Raw genomic sequence first — 20,044 nt, forward strand, 5'->3', positions numbered from 1 at the left:
TCACTCCGCGGCGCGCGGAGTTCTCTGCGCAGCGGCCGCCAGCGCGGCGCGGCGCGGCAGACGCGCGATCATGCCGATGAGCGCACGGTCGGAGAGCGCCACCAGCCGCTCGCCGCGGTTCAGCCAATTGACTGCGTCCTCGATTGTCTCGGCGTCGGCGATTTTAGTTTCGGCCAAGGCGCGGTCCGCGGTGATCTGCCCGCGCTGCCTCGGGCGTCGCGTCGGCAGCCAGCTTTCGTGCAGCGCGCGCAACTCCGGATCGGCGTGGAGCGCCAGCAGACCATTGACGTCATCTTCGCCGGCCCGCGCCAGCGCCTTGGAAAGCGCCTTGCCGCGCTTGGCGATCGGCGGCGTCGCTGTTTCTTCGGGAGTCGTCAGCACGCCGGCGCGACGAAACATCAGGCCCAGCCAACGTTGACTCGTCGCCCAGGAAATCAGGATCGCGAGCACGAGGCCGGCGATCGTCGGCGACATCCAGGCGACGAGCGAGGGCGAAATCATGAAGCCTGCGACGAGGCTTAAGAGGCCCAGCGCCACGTGCCATATGTGGCGGCGAACGATATCGCCAAACGGCACCGATCCGTCGTCGCGTCGCTGCGGATCCCAACCGGTATCGAAGCCGAAAACGATGTGCAGCACATGGCCGGTCTGAATCAGCATCATGATCGGCGCCAGCAGGGCGGACAGCACGACTTCGAAAAGAGTCGAGATCAGCAGCATGATCACGCCGCCCGAGCCTTTGCGCGTTTCCGGCTCAAAGATGGCGACGATCAGGCCCAACATCTTGGGGGCGAGCAGAATGCCCATCGTCAGTCCGAAGAGTTCGAGCGACCGTTCGGCGTCGAACCGCGGGAAGGTCGGAAAGAGCGCAAATTCGCCGGTAAAATATTCCGGTCGGAAATAGCTCGCCTGGAAGACGATGACGATGCCGATGAGAAGTTGCAGCAGCCAGAGCGGCGACGTCAGATAGCCGAAGATGCCGGTGAGAAAATGCTGCCGCGACGCCCAGTGGAAGCCTTTGCCGAGCAGCACGCGCGCATGCTGCAGATTGCCCTGACACCAGCGGCGGTCGCGAATCGACAGGTCGATCAGGGAAGGCGGGCTTTCTTCATAGGAGCCGCCGAGCGTCGGCGTCATGTAGACCGCGTATCCGGCGCGGCGGATAAGCGCGGCTTCGACGAAGTCATGGCTCAGGATATGGCCGCCCCAAGGCGGCCGGCCGCGCAGGTCGGGCAGGCCGCAGTGTCGGGCGAAGGCCTCCGTGCGGATGATCGCGTTATGTCCCCAATAATTGCCGTCGCGGCCCATCCAGGCGGTGAGGCCCATCGCGATGACGGGGCCGTAGATGCGCGCGGCGAATTGCTGGACGCGGGCGAAGAGCGTGTTGCGGTTGATGATCAGCGGAAGCGTCTGGATGATGCCGCTGTCGGGGTCGGCCTCCATCGCGGCGGCGAGCTGCACGATGGTCGGTCCGCTCATCAGGCTGTCGGCGTCGAGCACCACCATGTGCTTATAGGCGCCGCCCCAGCGCGAGACGAAATCTTCAATATTGCCCGCCTTGCGTCCGGTATTCTTTTCACGCCGGCGGTAGAAGATTCGCGCCTGTGGGCCCAGCCGGCGGCGAATGCCGATGAAGGCGCGCTCTTCGGCGACCCAGATGTCGGGATTGGTGGTGTCGGAGAGGAAGAACCAATCGAAATGCGCGCCAAGGCCGGTCGCTTGCACGTCTTCGTAGATCGTCTGCAGGGCGGCGAACACCCGGCTCGGCGCCTCATTGTAGATCGGCATCACGACGGCGGTGGTCTCGGCGAGCGCCGTCGGAAGAGCTGGGCGCCGGCGCCGGCGCATCAGCAGGGCGAAGCCAACGATGCAGCTCGTGAAGGACAGCGCGATCCAGGAGAAGTTCAGCACGAACAACCCCAGCAGCGCCCACTTCAATGTCGTCACCCCGCCGACGTCGACGACCTTATACATCTCGTGAGCGCCATAGGCGGTCAGCGCCAAGCCGCCGCCAAAAGTCAAAATCCTCGCAAGCCATGGCGTGCGCCACAGCCAAGGCGCTTCGGCTTTACGCCGCTGGCGCTTGTCGAATTTGAAGAGATTTTGCGCCGGCATCGACAGCCGGCTCTCGATCGGGGTTGGCGGGGCGGCGGCGGGATCGGCGCTGGCGGTCCGCCATTCCATTGCCCGCGGCGGATCGTCTGAAGGAGCGAGGGTCACGACGTCCATCGATAAAGCCAGGTCTCGCTGATCGGTCGCTCGTCAGACTGCAAAACGAGCCGAAGCTCACAGTAGTTCTCGCCGGCAGGGTCTACGTCGAAAGCGACGCGGCAGGACTTTGCCGACGGATTTAAATAGGTGCGAATATTCGTCGCCAATCCCGGAGAGGTCGTCAACGCCGCTTTCAGCTGCGTTGTGCGTTGAGGGTCCGCCAACACGTCGCCGGAAAAGGCGACAATAAAACGGCGGAGCTTGCCGCCCGGCGCGCGGCCCGAGCGCGCGCTCATCGCGATCGCCAGCGGCGGCCGCGTCGGCGGCTCCCAGCACCAGAACTGCCGATAGGCGAAGGACGTCTCCTTGCCGGCGACGAGAGCGGTCTTGGGCCGCCAATAGGCGACGATATTGGCGTTGATTTCGGATTCGGAGGGAATTTCGACGAGCTGCAGGCCGCCTTCGCCCCATTCGCCGAGCGGTTCGACCCATAGCGAGGGACGGCGCTCCCAGTGCTGCTGGTCGTCCTCATAGTCGTTGATGTCGCGCTGCCGGATCAGAGAGCCAAAGCCCTGCGGACTGTCGTCGACAAAGGAGGAGAATTGCAGGCTCTCGCGGTTCGACACGGGTCGCCAGAGCCATTCGCCCTGGCCGCTGAGCATCTGAATGCCGTTGATGTCGGCGACCATCGGCCGCCAATCGTCGAGCCTGGGGCGGTCAAGCGGCGTAAACAGCGAAGCCCCGGCAAAGCCGGCGATTCCCAAATGATCGACCGCCGTCCGCGGATAGAGCGTCAACTCCGTGTCGATGAGCGTCGCTTCGCCGGGCCGCAGCGTGAAGCGATAGACGCCGGCGACGCTGGGCGAATCGAGCAGAGCATGGATGACGAGCGCGTTGTCGCTGAGCGCGGGCTTCTCGATCCAGAAACTGCGGAAGGCGGGGAATTCCTCGCCGCGCGGATCGGCTGTTCGAATGGAGAGGCCCCGCGCCGTGACGCCCAGATTCTGCCCGCGCGCGACGGCCCGATAGAAACTCGCCCCCTGGAAGATAGCGAGTTCCGCTTCGCCGCCGCCATTTTGGGCGTGAAGCACCCGAAAGCCCGAAAAGCTGAGGTCGGGAAGCGTCTCCGGGACATTGAGTGCGCCATAGTCGAAGCGGCTCGCCTCATAAGCCAGTCGCGCGGTGGCGGCGTTCTCCACGACGTAGATATCCACAGCCGCCGCAAAAATATGGCCGCGGTGAAGCGGCTCGATGCTGAAACCCGTGTTCTCGTGACGCCAAATCGCCGCGTCGGGCTTCGTCTTGATCCCGACGAATTGTTCGTAGGAGAGATTAGCGAAAGGTTCGGGCAGGTCGGTTCGCGGCGGCGTATACGGCTTTGCGGCCAGCGCGCGGGCAAGTTCGACCACCATGTCGCGCGAGAATGGCGCAGACTTTTGAACAGTCGGGGGGGCGACTTGACTGGCGGTCCCCGCGCTTGACGGCGGCGGAACTAATCCCGCCGCGATTGCGCCCAAGCCCGCTTTCAAAACATCTCGACGTTCAAACATGAGCTACCGAAGGAGGCCGATCCGCGCGGTCCATGAACGGGTGATTGAGCCTTTTTGCGGCGCTGGGCTGGCGATAGCCCCTCTATACAAGAAAGCTAAGGAGACAAAATGGTTTTCTTGGCGGTTTTTGAAGGCTGCGCGCGAAAGCCGCGGCGGCTTGCGCTCCGCCGCTCGAATCTGCCAGAACCGCGGCCTGAGCGGCGTCGGTGCGCCGGCTCCTTACGCCAACGTCTAGCCTTTGGGCGCCAGATGCCGAAATCCAGAAGCGCGCTCGCGATCGTCCTTGCCGCCGGCGAAGGCACGCGGATGAAATCCGACCGGCCGAAGGCGCTGCACGAGGTCGCCGGCCGCTCCATGCTCGCCAATGTGCTGTCGAGCGCCGCGACGGCGGGCGTCGGCCGCGTCGCCGTGATCGTCGGCCCGGGACGCGACGACGTCGGCGCTGAAGCGCGCCGCACTATCGCTGACGTAGACATCTTCGTGCAGAGCGAACGGCTCGGCACGGCGCACGCCGTTCTCGCCGCGCGCGCCGCCATCGCCGAAGGATGCGACGACCTGCTGGTGCTCTTTGCCGATACGCCGCTGGTGACGGCGCCGACGATCGGCGCCTTGCGCGCCGCCCTCCGCGAAGGCGCGGCAGTCGCCGTTCTTGGATTTTGGGCTGCGAACCCCTTCGGCTACGGACGGCTCTTGCGCGACGACTCGGGGCGTCTCGTCGCCATCCGCGAGGAAAAAGACGCCACCGATGAAGAACGCGCGGTCACGCTCTGCAACGGCGGTCTGATGGCGCTCGACGGGGCGGAGGCGCTGCGCCTTTTGGAAAAGATCGACAACAAAAACGCCAAGGGCGAGTTCTATCTTACCGACGTGGTCGAGTTCGCGCGCGCCGACGGACGCGAAGCGAGAGTCGTTATCGCCGACGAAACCGAAGTTCTCGGCGTCAACGACCGTATCCAGCTTGCGCAGGCAGAGGCCCTCGCGCAGACGCGTCTTCGCCGCGCCGCCATGGCGGGAGGCGCGACGATGATCGCGCCGGAGACGGTTTTTCTCTCCGCCGACACCGTAATCGGCCGCGACGTGACGATCGAGCCGCATGTCGTCATCGGACCGGGCGTTGAAATCGCCGACGGCGCGGTGATCCACGCCTTCTCGCATCTTGAAGGCGCGCGCGTCGGAAAACGCGCGAGCGTTGGTCCCTTCGCGCGACTGCGTCCGGGCGCGGCGCTTGCCGAGAAAGCCAAGGTGGGGAATTTCGTCGAGATCAAGAACGCCAATGTCGCGCCAGGCGCCAAGGTCAATCACCTGTCCTATATCGGCGACGCCGACATCGGCGCCAACGCCAATATCGGCGCAGGAACCATCACCTGCAATTACGACGGCTTCCTCAAATATCGCACGACGATCGGCGAAAACGCCTTCATCGGCTCAAACTCGTCGCTTGTCGCGCCGGTGACGATCGGGCAGGGCGCCTATGTCGGGTCCGGCTCCGTCATCACCAAGGATGTTGCGCCCGAGTCGCTCGCGGTGGCGCGCGGCCGGCAGATGGAAAAGGCGGGCTGGGCGGTCTCGTTTCGTATGGCGCAGGCGGCGAAAAAGGCGGAGAAGGGATAATGTGACGCCGTTAAGCCCGCGCATCATCATTTGACGACATTTTTCGCCCATCCGCCTTTGGCGGCGCTCTTGCTATTATGCTTTTGGAGGTCGTCATGTGCGGCATTGTGGGAATCATCGGAACGGCTCCGGTCGCCGGGAAAATCGTCGAGGCGCTCAAGCGTCTCGAATATCGGGGCTATGATTCCGCCGGGATCGCCACTCTGGAGAATGGGCGGCTTACCCGTGTGCGGGCGAGCGGCAAGCTCAAGAATCTCGAAGAAAAGCTCGCGACCGCGCCGCTCTCCGGCGCCATCGGCATCGGCCATACGCGCTGGGCCACCCATGGCCGTCCCACCGAGAACAACGCCCATCCGCACGTCAACGACCGCGTCGCGGTGGTTCATAATGGCATCATCGAAAATTTCCGCGAGCTGCGCGCCGAGCTGACGGCGAAAGGCCATGTCTTTTCGAGCGAGACCGACTCCGAGGCCGTCGCCCATCTTGTCGCCGACGCGCTGCGCACTGGCGCGACGCCGGAAAAAGCTGTCGCGGCGGCGTTGAAGCGCTTGAAGGGCGCCTTCGCGCTCGTCTTTCTTTTTGAGGGCGAAAACGATCTTCTGATCGGCGCGCGGCGCGGTTCGCCGCTCGCCGTCGGCTGGAGCGACGAAGGCGCCTATCTCGGCTCCGACGCTCTCGCGCTCGCGCCATTCGCGACGTCCATCGCCTATCTCGACGAGGGCGACTGGGTGACGCTGACGCGCGACGGCGCGCGCTTCCATGACGCCAGCGACGCTTTGGTCGAGCGGCGCTTTCAGCCGCTGACGGCCGGATCCTTCCTGGTCGACAAGGGCAACTATCGCCATTTCATGGCCAAGGAGATCCACGAGCAGCCGGAGGTCGTCGGCCGCACGCTCGCGCATTATCTTGATCTCGCCGAGGGCGTCGTGCGCCTGCCATTTGAATTCAAATTCGATCCGCGGACGCTCTCGCGCGTCACCATTTCGGCCTGCGGCACGGCCTATTACGCCGGTCTCGTGGCGCGCTACTGGCTTGAGCGCTTTGCCCGCCTTTCGGTCGAAATCGACATCGCGTCGGAATTTCGCTACCGCGAAGCGCCGCTGCCCGAGAATGGATTGACGATTCTGGTCTCGCAGTCCGGCGAAACCGCCGATACGCTCGCCGCGCTGCGCTACGCCCGCGAACAGGGCCAGCACATTCTCTCGATCGTCAACGTCGAAACCTCGACGATCGCGCGCGAGAGCGACACGGTGGCGCAGACATTGGCGGGACCCGAGATCGGGGTCGCCTCGACCAAGGCCTTCACCTGTCAGCTCGCGGTTTTCGCCTGTCTTGCATTGGCGCTGGGTCGCGCGCGCGGCGTTTTGAGCAAGGAGCGCGAACGCGAACTGGTCGCCGAGCTTGTCGCGGCGCCGGGGCAGATGGCGCAGGCGCTCGCGCACGAGGCGCAGATCGAACCCGTGGCGCGCGACGTGGCGCGGGCCTCGAGCGTGCTCTATCTCGGTCGTGGACCGGCCTTTCCTCTGGCGCTGGAAGGCGCGCTGAAGCTCAAGGAACTCTCCTATATCCACGCGGAGGGCTATGCGGCGGGAGAACTGAAACATGGGCCGATCGCGCTCATCGACTTCGCCATGCCGGTGATCGTGCTAGCGCCCCCGGACGCGAGCCTAGAAAAAACTGTCTCGAATCTCCAGGAAGTCGCGGCGCGCGGCGGCCACCTGATTCTGATCGGTTCGCCGCACGCCCGGGACGCCGCGGCCGCCGAACTCGCCGGTTTCATCGAAATGCCGGAAAGCGTCGCGGGCCCGTTCGCGGTCATCGTCTACGCCGTTCCGGCGCAGCTCCTCGCCTATCACGTCGCGACCTTCATGGGCAAAGACGTGGATCAGCCGCGCAATCTCGCCAAGAGCGTGACGGTGGAATAGGGCGCTCAGCCCCTCGTGATGATCTCGACGGCGTTCTGCGCCTCGACAAGGGCGCTCTCGACCGCTGGCATGCCCTGACCGTCCGAATGGGCGAGTAGGACGTTGCCGAAGCGTTTTGGCAAGGCGCGCATCGTGGCGACGATCCCCGGCGCGGCGATGAGGTGATGATGGCCCCAGCGCGTCAGCCGCACCTCGGCGAGCCGCGCCTTGCCGAACGCCTCCGGCATGAAACGTCGCAGCTCCTCGACGATCGGCGCGGCGAAGGCGGCGCGGTCCCCAGCGAGCAGGCGCGCCCGCCCCACGCCAGGGTCGCGGAACGGCGCGTAGACGGTCAGGACGCTGTGATCCTTGGGCTGCTCGGCGGCAGGTAGCACTGCGGTCGCGCTGATTGCGTCGCTGAAGCTCTGGGCGCCCAGGGCCCAGCTGTCATAGGGCAGCTCCGCCGGCGGTCCCTCGAAACAGCAGTTGGCGACGAGATAGCTACCCTGCCGCAACTGGGTCATTTGCGCCGTCGCGGCGGGATCGACGCCGCGCAGAATGCGGCCGGCGAAAAAGTAGGGCGCGGCGACGACCGCCCAGCGCGCCTCGAGACAGCGGGGCTCCCCAGGGTGTCGCGCGTCGAACCAGCCCACGCGGGCGTAGCCGTCTTCCGCCGGTTCGATCGCGTAAACCGCGGCGCCCGTGACGATGCGTCCCTCGCCGGCGCGTGATAGGCGCGCCGCCAAGGCGCGGGCGATCGCCGCGTTGCCTCCTGGGAAGGCGTAGATCGGCGCGTTGATCTCCGAAAGAAAATTGACGCCCGCATAAGCGGATATTTCGGCCGTGGGCGCGCCGAGCGCCGAGAGGCTGTAGGCGTCAAGCAGGCCGAAGAGTTCGGCGTCGATATGCTCGCGCCGCAAGAATTCCTGCAGGGAGATCTGGTCCAGCGCAAGCGCAGGCGTCGACGCCTCCCCGATCGGAATCTTGGGAAAGTCCGGGCTCTCGCCGAGGCGGCGCAAAAGCGCCTTTAGCCGCTCATAGCCGCCGCGCCATTCCCGCTCCCGGGGATCCCCCGCGCCGGCCGCCCCGGACCGCGCTCTGTCGACCGGTTCGCTGACAGGGCGCGGCGCGAGGCCCAGCGTCTCGTAAAGCGCCATAAAAGGATGGGATATGTCAACGATATAGGCTGATCCGAGCGCATAATCGACATCGCGCCAACGCTCGGATTTGGCGACGCCGCCAGGATCCGACTCGCGCTCAAGGACGAGCACGTCGCGATCCCGTAGCAGCGCCGCGACGGCGAGGCCGGCCAGGCCGCCGCCAATGACGACGACGTCGATGCGCCGCTCGGGGACCGAAAGCGGAGCGCGCCAAAGCCCGTCGCGGATCGCGTGCATGGGCGCGAAACTGTCGCCCGTCCATTCGCCCAGCTGATAGGGCGGCTCTTGCGCCGCTTCGGCGCTCGGCAGGATCAACTGAGTCGCCAGCGCGCCCAGTCCTGCGATCGTCGCGCGACGCGTCACCATGGCCGCTTCCAAAGACAACAAGCTCGATACTGCATGCCGTTCCACTGAGGGTGAGCGTCGCCATTGACAGGGGGCGGGCTGAACTGGTCTATGCGGGCGACGCCGCGCCAGGCGCGATAGCTTCGATCGGCGCACGATCCCGTCCGAGGGACGCCTCGCGCTTTTCGAAACCAAGTTCTGAACCTGAAAGGACGCGCCGACACTTGCTCGCCTCGATCCCTCCTGTCTATGTCGCGCCCTTCGAACGGGCCTGGCGCAACCGGGAGCTTATCCGCGCCGTCGTGCGGCGCGAGTTCATTTCCCGATTTCGCGGCTCGGCGCTTGGACCGCTCTGGGCGGTGCTCTCGCCGCTCTTCATGCTGCTCACCTATACCGCGCTGTTCTCGATCACGGTTCCTCAGCTTTCCGCCGGCGTGAGCGTCACTGACTATGCAAGCTCGATTTTCATCGGGCTTATTGTCTTCAATCTGTTTAGCGAACTCGCCTATCGGGCCCCAATGCTCTTGCACGAGCATGTCAACTTCGTGAAGAAGTCGATTTTCCCCAGCGAAACCATCGCCTGGACTGCGACGATCCGGGCGTTCACCTACGGTGGAGTGGGCTTCGCCGTCTACATCGTCTTTCGGTTGCTGACGGCAGGAACGATTCCCTTAACGATCGTGCTGACGCCATTCCTGATCGCGCCCTTTTTTCTCTTTACCATTGGCGTCGTGTGGTTTCTGATGGCGCTCGGGGCGTTCACGCGCGACGTCGCCCATATCATGGCCTCCGTCGTGCCGGTGCTCATGTTCGCGACGCCGATCTTCTATCGCCTGGACCAGATCGCCGCCATGTCCGGATCGGTCGCATTGTGGCTGCGTCTCAACATCGTCGGCGATTACATCGAGATGCTGCGCGGCCTTGCGCTTGATGGAACAATTCCAAACGTCTTCGGCTATTTCGCGCTTGTCGCGATCTCCTACGCCGTGTTCCTTGGCGGCTATCAGTTTTTCATGCGCTACAAATCGGTCATCGTCGATGTCATCTGAGCCCACAATCCGCTGCGCGGGCGTCGGCAAGGCTTTCCAGCTCTATGCGCATCAGAACGATCAGCTCAAGCAGATCCTGTTTGGCCTATGGAAGAAGTTCTATAAGGACAAATGGGTTCTGCATGACGTCAATTTCACGGTCGAGCGAGGCGAGCGCGTCGGCATCGTGGGACGCAACGGCGCCGGCAAGACAACGCTGCTGCAGATTCTGTGCGGCATTACCCAGCCAACGAAGGGCGATTTCAGGGTCGGCGGCCGTATCGCGCCAATTTTGGCGCTCGGCTCGGGCTTCGACGGCCTGCTGACGGGGCGCGAAAACGCCCGCATCGGCGCGGCGATCCTGGGGCTGTCGCGCAAGGAGGTCGACGCGTGCATCGAAGACATCGCCGCCTTCGCGGACATCGGGCCATTTTTTGAGCAGCCGATGCGCACCTATTCGATGGGCATGATCGCGCGAGTGGCTTTCGCGATCTGCGCCTACGCCAAGGCCGACGTGCTCATCGTCGATGAAGCGCTTTCGGTCGGCGACGAAATATTCCAGCGCAAGTGCGAGAAATACATCGCCGAATTCGCCAAAACCGGCACCATTCTGATGGTGTCGCACGATCTCAGCTTTCTCGCCTCTCTGTGCAACCGCGTGCTCTGGCTGGAGGACGGCGTCGTGCGCGAGATCGGCGACCCGGCGAAGGTGGTCGCCAACTATCGTAAGGCGATGCGCGCCGAAGAAGGTCAGGCGAGCGGCGTCGCGTAGGCGTCCCGCGCGGATGAAGCGCGTTGGCCGAGAAGGCGCTTGGGCTTTGGACTGCGGTTGAGCCGGGCAAGGAGCCAAACTGAAACGCCGACTTCGGCGAGGGCGAGCGCGGCAAGCAGCAAGACGAACAGCCCATTGATGCGCAGGAGCGATTCGAGCGCGACGAGAAAGCCGATGTGCACGGCTGGAACCGCAATCGTGGCGAGGCCTCCCGCCGCGCCGCGCCGGCCGGTGATGTTCCCGAATGTCAGGACGAGCGCCAGCGCGAGGAGCGTATGGGCAAAGGCGAGCGCCGGCACGCCGAAGCGCTTCGCCGCCTCGGCCGTCCACTCTCCGAGCTGGCGCGGATCGCCCCGCGCCGCAGCATAATTGGCGAGAAAGGTGCCGGCCGACAATTCATAGACGCCGCGCCAGCCCCGGTCGGGCAGCGAAGCGCTGCCCTGCATCGGCAACGCCATGGCGTATTCATCGAAATTGGCGATGCGCACGTCGCCTGTCGTCAATGAGCGCGTCTGGATGCTGCCGTTGGAGAGCGCGACGATGACGCCTGATTCGTTGCGGCGAAATTCGGCGCGCGCCGCCGTCACCGTCTCTTCCTGCATCTTTTCGATCGAAAGCTGACGCACGAACAGATTGACCGCAAGGTCAGGCGTCTCCCAACGCTCGATGTAGAGCGTCTTCACGCCATTGTCGAAAGTGTAGAAACGCGCCGCGTCGAGCATGCGATGGTTAAGCGAATTGCGCACGACATTGAGCACATCCTGCATGCCGCTCGAATAGTAGGGCGCCGCGAAATTGGCGAGCAGATAGCCGAGGACGACGACGCCGGCCGCCAAGACCAGCGCTGGGCGGCAGATGGCCCAGACAGAAAGGCGCAGCGCATAGAGAACGGCGATCATGCCTTCGCTCGACATGCGGCCGAACTCGAGCGCGGTGGCGACGCCAACCGCCATCGGCAAAGTCACGTAAGCCACCGTCGGAGTCACCCCGATCAAAGCGGGAATGACAAGGCCGCCGCGCACGGCGGCCGGCGGCAGTTGGTAAAGCAGATATGACAAGACGACCGGAATGGAGAGCGCGAACTGCACGATGAGCACGCCGAACCCAATGCGCTTGAACAGATAGCGGAACAACAGGCGCGGCATGGCGGGGGCTCCGCGCTATCGTTCGGCGTCGCGCCGAGCGGCAAAGAAAGTTCGCGTCGCGCCGCCCAAGCGGAAGAGCGGCGCGCCGGCGCAAAGCGGGCCATGAGGCGAGACGCCGCGCGTCACTGCTTGAACCTCGCCCAGGCGGCCTGCGAATAGTGCGTCCACGCCTCATCGAACACGCCATTCTTCGGCAGCGTTGTCGCGCCGGCCCAATGCGCGAAATAGATCTCCTTGCCTTCGTAGTCGACGGGCTTGCCGTTCTTAAATTCGACGCCTGGCGCCTTGTAGAAGCTTTCGTGGGAGGCGCCCGCGATGACGTTCGGCAAAAGCTCGATTTTCAGGCCCCGGCGGTGCGTGACGAAATTGACGAGCGGCTGGGCGAAGAGCTGACCGCGCTTGCGCACGTCATGGAAAATGACGGCGTCGTCGCGGATCGTCTCGATGAAATCGGACAGCTTCAGATATTGATTCGATGTGATCCAGAATCCGTCATTGAAGAGAAGCGCGTCCTTGAGAAACGGATAGTGGTCGCGTCTGTCGTTGTAGACATATTCGAAGCTCGGCGAGGCGACGATGAACTCCGTCTTGCCTTTGTCCAGACGGCCGAACAGCGGCGTGAAGTCGCGAAACAGAATGACGTCCACGTCGACATAGGCGACTTCATCAAGCGGCAGCGCGAGCGCTTGCAGCTTTCGCAGCCGACGGCGATTGGTGTTGAAGATGCCGGGATAAAGCTCGTGCGAGAGCTTGTCGATTTCGGTCGGCTCTTCGCCGACGTAATGCGCCCCGTAGATTTCCGCGGCGCGGCGCGTCATGCCGACATTGTCGTCATAGGGAATGAGATAAAGCGGCAGCGTGGAATTTGTGTCTCGGTAGCTTTCGAGAAAAGGGAGCAGCCAGTCGATGATTTTGTCATTGCCGACGATGGCTACGCCGTACCGCTTGGCGGGCGCGGCGGGGGCGGGGCTGGGCGCCGCGGCGCCCTCGGGCGATAAGACTGGATTTGGGACGCGAAGCCTCATATACGGGATGTATTTGAAAATGGCGGGCAAAAGCAAGGGGCGGCTCGGCATTGAGGGAAGATGCGGGTCGGACGCCTCAATCTGAAACAGCAGCGAGTCGGCGCGCCTGAGAGGCCGAGTGCGCGATTTTCGTATGGTATTTGAGAACGATCGACCATGTTGCAGCACGATGTCTGATACGATGGGCCACGTTTCGTCATCCGCGGCGCGGGGGTCGGAGACCGCAGGCCCGCAGGCGCGGCCTTTCGCCGGCAAAACCGTCGCCGTTGTTCATGCCGCTTGGCACAGTTGCGGCAGTTATCAGGTGAACGTCAGTCAGATCGCCGCCTATAAGGCGCTTGGCGCGCGCGTCGTGTCTGTCGCGATGATGGACGATCTCGCGCGCCGTCCACCGCGCGGCGGGCGCTGGACAAATTATTTTGAGGCGTCGCGCGACATCGGCGCCGACCGCCGCTTTTATTCGGGCGCGCCGTTCTCCGCCTTGGCGTCCCGGTTGCTCGTCGATGGCTGGTGGCGACTGATCCACGGCGATCAGGCGTCGTGGCTCATCGAACTCGCAAAGCGCGCGCCCCTGCCCGAAGGGTTCGAGAGCGAGTCGATCGACTTCATTCACGCCAATCATTACTTCACGCTGCCCTTCGCGGAAATGCTGATGCGCGGCCGTAAAGTTCCCGTCGTTCTGGAGACGCAGGACATTCAGGCGCGCCAATATGTGTTGCGCAACAAGGGCGGGTTCTTCATCAGGCCCCAAGCGACTTACGACGACATGCTCGAGGTCGAACTCTCATGGATGCGCCGCGCTGATCTTTGCGCGCATCTCAATGAGGAAGAGCATCGCGATTTTCAAAAGCTCCTTCCGGAGTTGCGACATGCTCTGATCTATCCGGCGGTGCCGTCGGCGCCCTTGGCGCGCGGACACGACATTATCATCGTGGCGAGCGACAATTACGCCAATTACATCAGCCTTCGCTGGTTCTTGCAGGAGGTCATGCCCTTTGCGGCAGGCGCCCGCGTCGCGATCTACGGCAATATCGACGGCGGCGTGAAGAGACGCGACGCGGCGCTCTATGAGTCGCATCGCGCCTTGTTCAAAGGCCGCGTCGACGACATCGGCGCGGTTTACGCCAACGCCGGTTGCGTGCTGCTCCCGACCGTCGAGGGCCACGGCCTGTCGATCAAGGCGGTCGAGGCGCTCTCCTGTGGCGCGCCCCTGATCGCGGCCCCGCTGGCGTTCCGCGGCATGCGGGTCAATCCCGCCAAATTGGGAAATGTCGCTCTCGCCGAAAACGCCAGGCAATTTGCGGCGTTATGGCGCGACGCTCAGGCGCGGGCCGTAAGCGGAGAACCTGCAGAGCCGGAGCGAAGCGACACGCGCCGCCTGTACGAAGACGCGTTCAGCCCCGAAGCTTATGCGCGCGCGCTGGCGATGGCCGCCGCCACGCTCTGAATTAGGCCCCGCAAAACTACGCGGCAATTGTCGGAACAGCGAGCTCTGCATAGGCTGCGCGGCTCGCGCCAGCTGGAGGAACGGGTTGAGCGTTGCATCGAGGGATTGCTTGGCCTGCGCGCAGCGTCCGCTTCTTGGCCGGCGCGTCGCGCTGATCCACCCGGCTTGGCACTCCTGCGGCACCTACCGCGTGGTCCTTGGCCAGATCGCCGCCTATCGCGCGCTGGGAGCTGAAGTTTTTCCGATCGCGGTCAGTTCCGATCCAGGCTTCGTTCCGGGCCGGAACTGGATTTGGAAATCTTTCAACCAGGCGACTCCGGAACTTGATGGCGGCGCGCGCTATTACGGCGGCGCGCCGTTCCACGCGATGCTCTCGCCCCGCTTTTTGCGTGACGTGCTGTGGCCCTATCTCCATGGCGATCAGGCGGTGGTGCGTCTCGCCATGGCGGAGCGCGCGCGGCTGTCGCGCGCCATCGAGGGCGTGACGTTCGACCTCGTGCATTGCAATCACTTTTTTCTGATGCCGATTGCGCGCCGTCTCGCGCGTGGCGCCGCGCCGATCCTGCTCGACACGCATGATCTGCAGGCGCGGCAATTCGCGCTGATCAACGAAACAATGCCGTGGCTGTCCCCGCGCGCCTCCTACGAATCGATGCTGGCGCAAGAACTTGAGGCGATGCGCGGCGCGGATCTGCTGCTGCATCTCAATGCGCAGGAGGCCGAAGACTTTCGCGCTCTGGTTCCCGAGAACGCGCATGCGCTGCTCTATCCCGCAACGCCTGAGGCGCCGACCGGCCCTGGCGGTCCGGACATCATTCTTGTCGCGAGCAACAACACCGCCAACGTCGAAAGCGTCGTCTGGTTTTTGCGCGAAGTCGCGCCGAAAGCGCCGGGCGTCACGGTGAAGATCGTCGGCAACGTCGACGCCGGGGTGCGTTCAAAGGCGCCGGAGCAATACGCCGCCTACAAGGACTGGTTTCTGGGCCGGGTCGAAGATCCCGGCGTCGTCTACGCGAACGCCCGCCTCGCGCTGCTTCCGACGATCAGCGGCACTGGCCTTTCGATCAAAACGGTCGAAGCGCTGTCGAGCGGCCTGCCGCTGATCGCCACCAGGCAGGCGATGCGCGGGTTGGATGAGGCAGCGTCGCGCCTTTCCGGCGTCGTCATTGTCGATTCAGCCCAAGAATTCGCCGACGCGCTGAGCCGGACGGCCGCCAGCGCGCCTTTGGACGAAGCGGGGCGGCGCGGCAGCCCGGCGCGCCGCTATTACGAGTCGCGGCTTTCGCTCGCGGCCTATAAGGCGAGCCTCGGCGTCCTCGCGGCCGCGCTGATCAGCGCCGGATCAGGCAAGTAGACTCCGAGAAAATCAGCACGTTGCGCGCAAGTGTGTCCCATCGGCAACGGCGCCGGAAAAACGCCGTTGCATAGCTCTGCGGTAATTACGTCTTAGGTTTGATAGTGATACTTTGCATTCGAAACTGCCGTTCGTCCCAAGAGGACGAGCTTATTGGAGGCGCCTCGGATGACTTTCAAAACCTATATTGTTGGCGCCTTTGCGTCGGTGCTGGCGGTGAGCGCCGTTTCGGCGGCTGACCTCCCGATTTACAAGGCTCCGCCGCCGCCGCCGCCGCCGGCTTTCAGCTGGGAAGGCTTCCACATCGGCATCAGCGGCTCTTACGCCGGGGGCGTTTCCAACCAATATTCGCAAACCTACCTGCTGACGCCCGGCGCCTTCCTGGCGATTCCGACATCGACTTCGTTCGGCACGAGCGGATATTTGGTCGGTTACCAGAACGGCTATAACTGGGTGTTCGCAAACGGTCTCGTCGCTGGTTACGAAAGCGAATTCAACTACGCCGACGTTCGCCCGACGAATGCGGGCTCCTATATCGGAGTCGGCGCCGGCAGCCGCCTGCAATGGTTTGGCATGGAGCGCCTGCGCTTCGGCTACGCCTTCGGCCGGTTTCTGCCTTACATCACTGGCGGCCTGGCCTATGGCAAGGTGCTTCCCTATGGCCAGCAGTGGGGAGGGTTGTACCCGACCAACCAGTCCGTGTGGCAGGGAGGTTTCGCCATCGGCGCCGGCATCGAATACGCCATCCTCGACAACTGGACCGTCAAGGCGGAATATATCTTCACCCGCATGAAGGGGGCCAGCAGCGCGAACCTCAGCCCGTTCACTTACCGCACCGGCACCGGCAACTACCTGGATACGAACATCGCCCGCATCGGCGTGAATTATCAGGTCAAGAGCATCGGCGCGCTGATCGGCATGCCTGAACTCGGCCTCTGATCGACCGTCCTCCCCCGACTTCGACGAAGCCCGGCCTCGCGGCCGGGCTTTTTTTGTTGGCGCTCCGATGCGATATTCTCGTGGAATGATCCGCAACGCCCCGCTTGCCCACCCTTCGGCTCTGAGTCTCGCGCAGCTCAGCGAGCGCTCCCGCGAAATCTTCAGGCATATCGTCGACAGCTATCTCGCCTCAGGCGATCCAGTCGGCTCGCGCAATCTCGCCCGGCTTCTACCGATGACGCTGTCGCCCGCCTCGGTGCGCAATGTCATGCAGGATCTGGAGGAGCTCGGCCTCATCTATGCGCCGCATACGAGCGCCGGACGTCTTCCAACCGAGCTTGGGCTGCGCTTTTTCGTCGATTCCATGCTGCAGATTGGCGACGTTGAAGAGAATGAGCGCGCGCGTATCGCCGCCGAAGTTGAAGCGGCTTCCAAAGATCATGATTTTCCCGGCGTCCTTGCGGAAGCGACGAGTCTGCTGTCGGGACTGACGCGCGTCGCCGGCGTCGTCGTCGCATCCAAGGGCAATGTGCGCTTGAAGCAGATCGATTTCGTGCGGCTCGAGCCCGAGCGGGCTCTGGTCATTCTGGTCGCCGACGACGGATCGGTCGAAAACCGCGTGATTCCCGTCGCGCGCGATCTCCCGGCCTCAGCGCTTACGGAAGCCGCGAACTATCTGAATGCGCGCGTCTGCGGACGGACCATCGCTGAAGCGCGCGCAAGCATCGAAAGCTCGCGTCAGGCCGCGCAAATGGAACTCGACGAACTCGCCGCGCGGATCGTCGAAGCCGGGCTGGCGACCTGGGCGGGCGCCATGGGCGAATCGCGGCAGCTGATCGTGCGCGGGCAGGCGCATCTTCTTGAGGACCTGACCGCCGCCGTCGACCTCGAACGCGTTCGGCTTCTGTTTGCCGATCTCGAAACAAAGACCGAGGTCATCGACCTTTTGGAGCGCGCCGAGCAAGGCGAAGGGGTCCGCATCTTCATCGGCTCGGAGAACAAGCTGTTCTCGCTGTCAGGCTCATCGATGATTGCTGCGCCGCTGCGCGACAGCGAGCGCCGGATCATCGGCGCGCTCGGCGTCATTGGCCCGACCCGGATCAACTACGCTCGGATCGTGCCCATGGTCGACTATACGGCCAGGGTCGTGGCGCGAGTCATCGGAGGGTAAGGCGCCGCGCCGTCCCGTAGCCTATTCGCAGCGCTGCTCCGACGGAGCGGAGAATAGGCGAAGGGCTTTTACGAAAAATTCTGCGGGTCGACGTCCACCTGCACGCGCACGCCGCCGCGCTCCTTCGGTCCGCCCGCGAGCATGTCGCGCAGAAACGCCTGCATGTCGGCGCTGCGCGGTCCTTTGGCCAGCAAGCGGAATCGATAGCGGCCGCGGATGAGCGCGATGGGCGCCTCCGCTGGACCAAGCAGCGCGATTTCATTCTGCTCTGGCCAGGCGCCGGGGGCGGCGACTCTGTAGCGCGGCGATGGCGGCAGTTCATGCGCCGCGCGCGCGAGCGCGCGCGCATGCGCTTCCGCCGTGGCGGCGTCCTTGGCGGAAACGATCAGCGCGGCGAGACGGCCGAAGGGCGGAAGTCCCGCGCGCTCGCGTATGGCGATCTCCTGTTCGTAGAACTTTTCCGCGTCTCCCGAGAGAAGCGCCGCGATCACCGGATGCGACGGGTGAAACGTCTGGATCAGCGCGTGGCCGGGCTTGTCGCCGCGACCGGCGCGCCCTGTGACCTGATTGAGCAGTTGAAACGTGCGCTCGGCGGCGCGCGGATCGCCGCTGCCCAAGCCCAGATCCGCGTCGACCACGCCGACAAGCGTCAGATGCGGAAAATTGTGGCCTTTGGCGACGAGTTGCGTCCCGATGACGATGTCGAAGGTCCCCTTTGCAATCTCCTCCAATTCGCGCCGCAGCCGGTCGGCGCCGCCGGGAAAATCCGACGAGAGGACGAGTGTGCGCGCATCTGGAAAGAGCGTCGCCGCTTCCTCGGCGAGTCGCTCGACCCCCGGTCCGCAAGCGGCGAGCGAGTCCTCGCTGCCGCACTCCGGGCACAGGTTCGGACGGCGCTCGATATGGCCGCAATGATGGCACATGAGCGCACGCCGAAAACGATGCTCGACGAGCCACGCGTCGCAATGTTCGCAGCGGAAGCGATGGCCGCATGTGCGGCAAACCGTTAGCGGCGCATAGCCACGCCGATTGAGGAAGAGTAGCGCTTGCTCGCCGCGCGCGATCGTTTCGCCGACCGCCAACGCCAGCCGCGGCGCGATCCATCGGCCGCGCGGCGGGCCTTCCTTGCGCATGTCGATCGCTTCGAGCGTCGGCATCAGCCGCGCCCGCGCCCGCGATTCGAGTCGTAGATAACCGTAGCGGCCGCGCATGGCGTTGACGCGGGTTTCGATGGACGGCGTCGCCGAGGCGAGAACGATCGTGGCCTCCTCCATCCGCGCGCGCACGACCGCCATGTCGCGCGCGTGATAGCTCACGCCGTCGTCTTGCTTGTAGGCGCCTTCATGCTCCTCATCGACGACGATCAGCCGCAAGTCCGAAAAGGGCAGGAAAAGCGCCGAGCGCGCGCCGACGACGACGCGAACGTCGCCCGTCGCGCAGCCGCGCCAGATGCGCGCGCGTTTGCGCGCCCCGACGCCGGAATGCCACTCGGCCGGCTTTTCGCCGAAACGGGCCGCGAAACGCTCAAGAAATTGAGTCGTCAGCGCGATTTCCGGCATCATGACGAGCGCCTGTCCGCCTGCCTCCAACGCCTGGGCGATCGCCTCGAAATAGACCTCGGTTTTGCCCGAGCCGGTGACGCCTTCGAGCAGAAAAGGCTTGAACGCCCGCGGTGAAAGCGACGCCTTCAGCGCGTCGGCGGCGTTCTGCTGCGCGGGCTCCAGCGCCGGCGCGGCGAACAGAGGGTCGAGCAGCGGCGAAATCGGCGCCGGCGGCGCGGCGATCGCCTCCAGCGCGCCCTCATCGACAAGCGCGTCGATGACGCCCGTCGAGCAGGCGGCGGCTTCGGCAAGCGCTTTCTTGGCGAAAGCAACGCCGCCTTCCGCGGCTTTGAGGACGCGGGCGCGCGTCGGCGTCAATCGTTCCGGGACATCGCCCGTCGCGCGATAGAGCATGCGCGGCGCCTCGGGCCCGGCGTCTTCCGCCGCGCGCGTGGCGAGCCGCAGCGCCATGCCGCGGGGGCTAAGTGTGTAGCGTGCGAGCCAGTCTATGAAGCTGCGCAGCTTTTGCGAAAGAGGCGGCCGATCGAGACGGGCGCTGACCGTCTTGAGATTCCCGCCCGGGCCGGAGTCGCCGTCGATCGACCAGACGACGCCATAAGCCTCCCGGCGTCCAAGCGGGGCCGTGACGCTGTCGCCGGGGGAAAGCCGCATCGCCGCGGGGGCGAGGTAGGAATAGGTCGTATCGACTGCGACGGGCGCCAAAATCTCGACGACTCGCGCTCTTTCTTGCTCGTCCTGCGCCGCGCTCATGCCGAGGGCTTAATCCATTTCCCACCCTCAGCGAAAATTTTCTGGAACGAAGCGGCGTGCGACCGGGTTC

14 protein-coding genes are annotated in these 20,044 nt (G+C 64.5%); 8 read left to right on the plus strand and 6 right to left on the minus strand.

Going from position 1 to position 20,044, the window contains the following annotated elements; all coding sequences use genetic code 11:
- Both mdoH and HUN39_RS01380 read right to left on the minus strand, forming a co-directional pair.
- On the minus strand, nt 1-2,184 hold the full coding sequence (mdoH, locus tag HUN39_RS01375) for a glucans biosynthesis glucosyltransferase MdoH (protein ID WP_175092716.1): 2,184 nt from the start codon (nt 2,182-2,184) through the stop codon (nt 1-3).
- A 32-nt stretch (nt 2,185-2,216) separates the two neighbouring features.
- Nucleotides 2,217-3,761, minus strand: coding sequence for a glucan biosynthesis protein (locus HUN39_RS01380; RefSeq protein WP_175092717.1), 1,545 nt, complete (start codon nt 3,759-3,761; stop codon nt 2,217-2,219).
- 249 nt (nt 3,762-4,010) lie between these two features.
- On the opposite strand from HUN39_RS01380, the gene glmU reads away from it, so the two are divergent.
- Together glmU and glmS are read left to right on the plus strand one after the other, a co-directional pair.
- The gene (glmU, locus tag HUN39_RS01385; RefSeq protein WP_175092718.1) at nt 4,011-5,372 is read left to right on the plus strand and encodes a bifunctional UDP-N-acetylglucosamine diphosphorylase/glucosamine-1-phosphate N-acetyltransferase GlmU; all 1,362 of its coding nucleotides are present in this window, start codon (nt 4,011-4,013) and stop codon (nt 5,370-5,372) included.
- Nucleotides 5,373-5,467: 95 nt separating this feature from the next.
- Nucleotides 5,468-7,297 carry a glutamine--fructose-6-phosphate transaminase (isomerizing) gene (glmS, locus tag HUN39_RS01390; protein WP_175092719.1) on the plus strand — a complete coding sequence of 610 codons (1,830 nt, stop codon included), beginning with the start codon at nt 5,468-5,470 and terminating at the stop codon, nt 7,295-7,297.
- Between the two features lie 5 nt (nt 7,298-7,302).
- On the opposite strand, the gene HUN39_RS01395 is transcribed toward glmS, so the two are convergent.
- Nucleotides 7,303-8,802 (minus strand): FAD-dependent oxidoreductase, encoded by a 1,500-nt coding sequence (locus HUN39_RS01395; RefSeq protein ID WP_175092720.1) that lies wholly within the window; start codon nt 8,800-8,802, stop codon nt 7,303-7,305.
- A gap of 203 nt (nt 8,803-9,005) precedes the next feature.
- Here HUN39_RS01395 and HUN39_RS01400 point away from each other — a divergent pair, with 203 nt between their 5' ends.
- Together HUN39_RS01400 and HUN39_RS01405 are read left to right on the plus strand one after the other, a co-directional pair.
- On the plus strand, nt 9,006-9,830 hold the full coding sequence (locus HUN39_RS01400) for an ABC transporter permease (protein ID WP_175092721.1): 825 nt from the start codon (nt 9,006-9,008) through the stop codon (nt 9,828-9,830).
- Nucleotides 9,820-10,581, plus strand: a complete 762-nt coding sequence (locus tag HUN39_RS01405) for an ABC transporter ATP-binding protein (RefSeq protein WP_175092722.1) — start codon at nt 9,820-9,822, stop codon at nt 10,579-10,581. The genes HUN39_RS01400 and HUN39_RS01405 overlap by 11 nt, the downstream gene beginning before the upstream one ends.
- Here HUN39_RS01405 and HUN39_RS01410 read toward each other — a convergent pair.
- Both HUN39_RS01410 and HUN39_RS01415 read right to left on the minus strand, forming a co-directional pair.
- Nucleotides 10,560-11,726 (minus strand): LptF/LptG family permease, encoded by a 1,167-nt coding sequence (locus HUN39_RS01410; RefSeq protein WP_175092723.1) that lies wholly within the window; start codon nt 11,724-11,726, stop codon nt 10,560-10,562. The two genes, HUN39_RS01405 and HUN39_RS01410, sit on opposite strands and share 22 nt — an antisense overlap.
- A gap of 122 nt (nt 11,727-11,848) precedes the next feature.
- A complete protein-coding gene (locus HUN39_RS01415; protein ID WP_175092724.1) occupies nt 11,849-12,802 on the minus strand; it encodes a hypothetical protein in 954 nt (317 codons plus the stop codon).
- 118 nt (nt 12,803-12,920) lie between these two features.
- Here HUN39_RS01415 and HUN39_RS01420 point away from each other — a divergent pair, with 118 nt between their 5' ends.
- The 4 genes from HUN39_RS01420 to hrcA all read left to right on the plus strand — a co-directional run bounded on the left by HUN39_RS01420 (nt 12,921) and on the right by hrcA (nt 17,662).
- Complete coding sequence (locus HUN39_RS01420) at nt 12,921-14,198, plus strand: glycosyltransferase (RefSeq protein ID WP_232365837.1); 1,278 nt, start codon at nt 12,921-12,923, stop codon at nt 14,196-14,198.
- Nucleotides 14,199-14,307: 109 nt separating this feature from the next.
- Nucleotides 14,308-15,552, plus strand: coding sequence for a glycosyltransferase (locus tag HUN39_RS01425; RefSeq protein WP_232365838.1), 1,245 nt, complete (start codon nt 14,308-14,310; stop codon nt 15,550-15,552).
- A 168-nt stretch (nt 15,553-15,720) separates the two neighbouring features.
- Nucleotides 15,721-16,491 carry an outer membrane protein gene (locus tag HUN39_RS01430; protein ID WP_175092726.1) on the plus strand — a complete coding sequence of 257 codons (771 nt, stop codon included), beginning with the start codon at nt 15,721-15,723 and terminating at the stop codon, nt 16,489-16,491.
- 85 nt (nt 16,492-16,576) lie between these two features.
- Nucleotides 16,577-17,662: a heat-inducible transcriptional repressor HrcA gene (gene hrcA / locus HUN39_RS01435; RefSeq protein ID WP_175092819.1), complete on the plus strand. Its 1,086-nt coding sequence runs from the start codon at nt 16,577-16,579 to the stop codon at nt 17,660-17,662.
- A gap of 68 nt (nt 17,663-17,730) precedes the next feature.
- Here the strand turns inward: hrcA and HUN39_RS01440 are convergent, their stop codons facing one another.
- On the minus strand, nt 17,731-19,974 hold the full coding sequence (locus HUN39_RS01440; protein WP_175092727.1) for a primosomal protein N': 2,244 nt from the start codon (nt 19,972-19,974) through the stop codon (nt 17,731-17,733).
- Nucleotides 19,975-20,044: the final 70 nt, after the last annotated feature.

It is taken from the genome of Methylocystis silviterrae, assembly GCF_013350005.1.
Classification (GTDB): Bacteria; Pseudomonadota; Alphaproteobacteria; order Rhizobiales; family Beijerinckiaceae; genus Methylocystis; species Methylocystis silviterrae.

Coding starts and splice junctions, on each gene's coding strand:
- HUN39_RS01410 (WP_175092723.1), bottom strand. CDS start 11,726: ATGCCGCGCCTGTTGTTCCGCTATCTGTTCAAGCGCATTGGGTTCGGC.
- HUN39_RS01395 (WP_175092720.1), bottom strand. CDS start 8,802: ATGGTGACGCGTCGCGCGACGATCGCAGGACTGGGCGCGCTGGCGACT.
- mdoH (WP_175092716.1), bottom strand. CDS start 2,184: ATGGAATGGCGGACCGCCAGCGCCGATCCCGCCGCCGCCCCGCCAACC.
- HUN39_RS01440 (WP_175092727.1), bottom strand. CDS start 19,974: ATGAGCGCGGCGCAGGACGAGCAAGAAAGAGCGCGAGTCGTCGAGATT.
- hrcA (WP_175092819.1), top strand. CDS start 16,577: ATGATCCGCAACGCCCCGCTTGCCCACCCTTCGGCTCTGAGTCTCGCG.
- HUN39_RS01415 (WP_175092724.1), bottom strand. CDS start 12,802: ATGCCGAGCCGCCCCTTGCTTTTGCCCGCCATTTTCAAATACATCCCG.
- HUN39_RS01420 (WP_232365837.1), top strand. CDS start 12,921: ATGTCTGATACGATGGGCCACGTTTCGTCATCCGCGGCGCGGGGGTCG.
- HUN39_RS01380 (WP_175092717.1), bottom strand. CDS start 3,761: ATGTTTGAACGTCGAGATGTTTTGAAAGCGGGCTTGGGCGCAATCGCG.
- HUN39_RS01405 (WP_175092722.1), top strand. CDS start 9,820: ATGTCATCTGAGCCCACAATCCGCTGCGCGGGCGTCGGCAAGGCTTTC.
- glmU (WP_175092718.1), top strand. CDS start 4,011: ATGCCGAAATCCAGAAGCGCGCTCGCGATCGTCCTTGCCGCCGGCGAA.
- glmS (WP_175092719.1), top strand. CDS start 5,468: ATGTGCGGCATTGTGGGAATCATCGGAACGGCTCCGGTCGCCGGGAAA.
- HUN39_RS01430 (WP_175092726.1), top strand. CDS start 15,721: ATGACTTTCAAAACCTATATTGTTGGCGCCTTTGCGTCGGTGCTGGCG.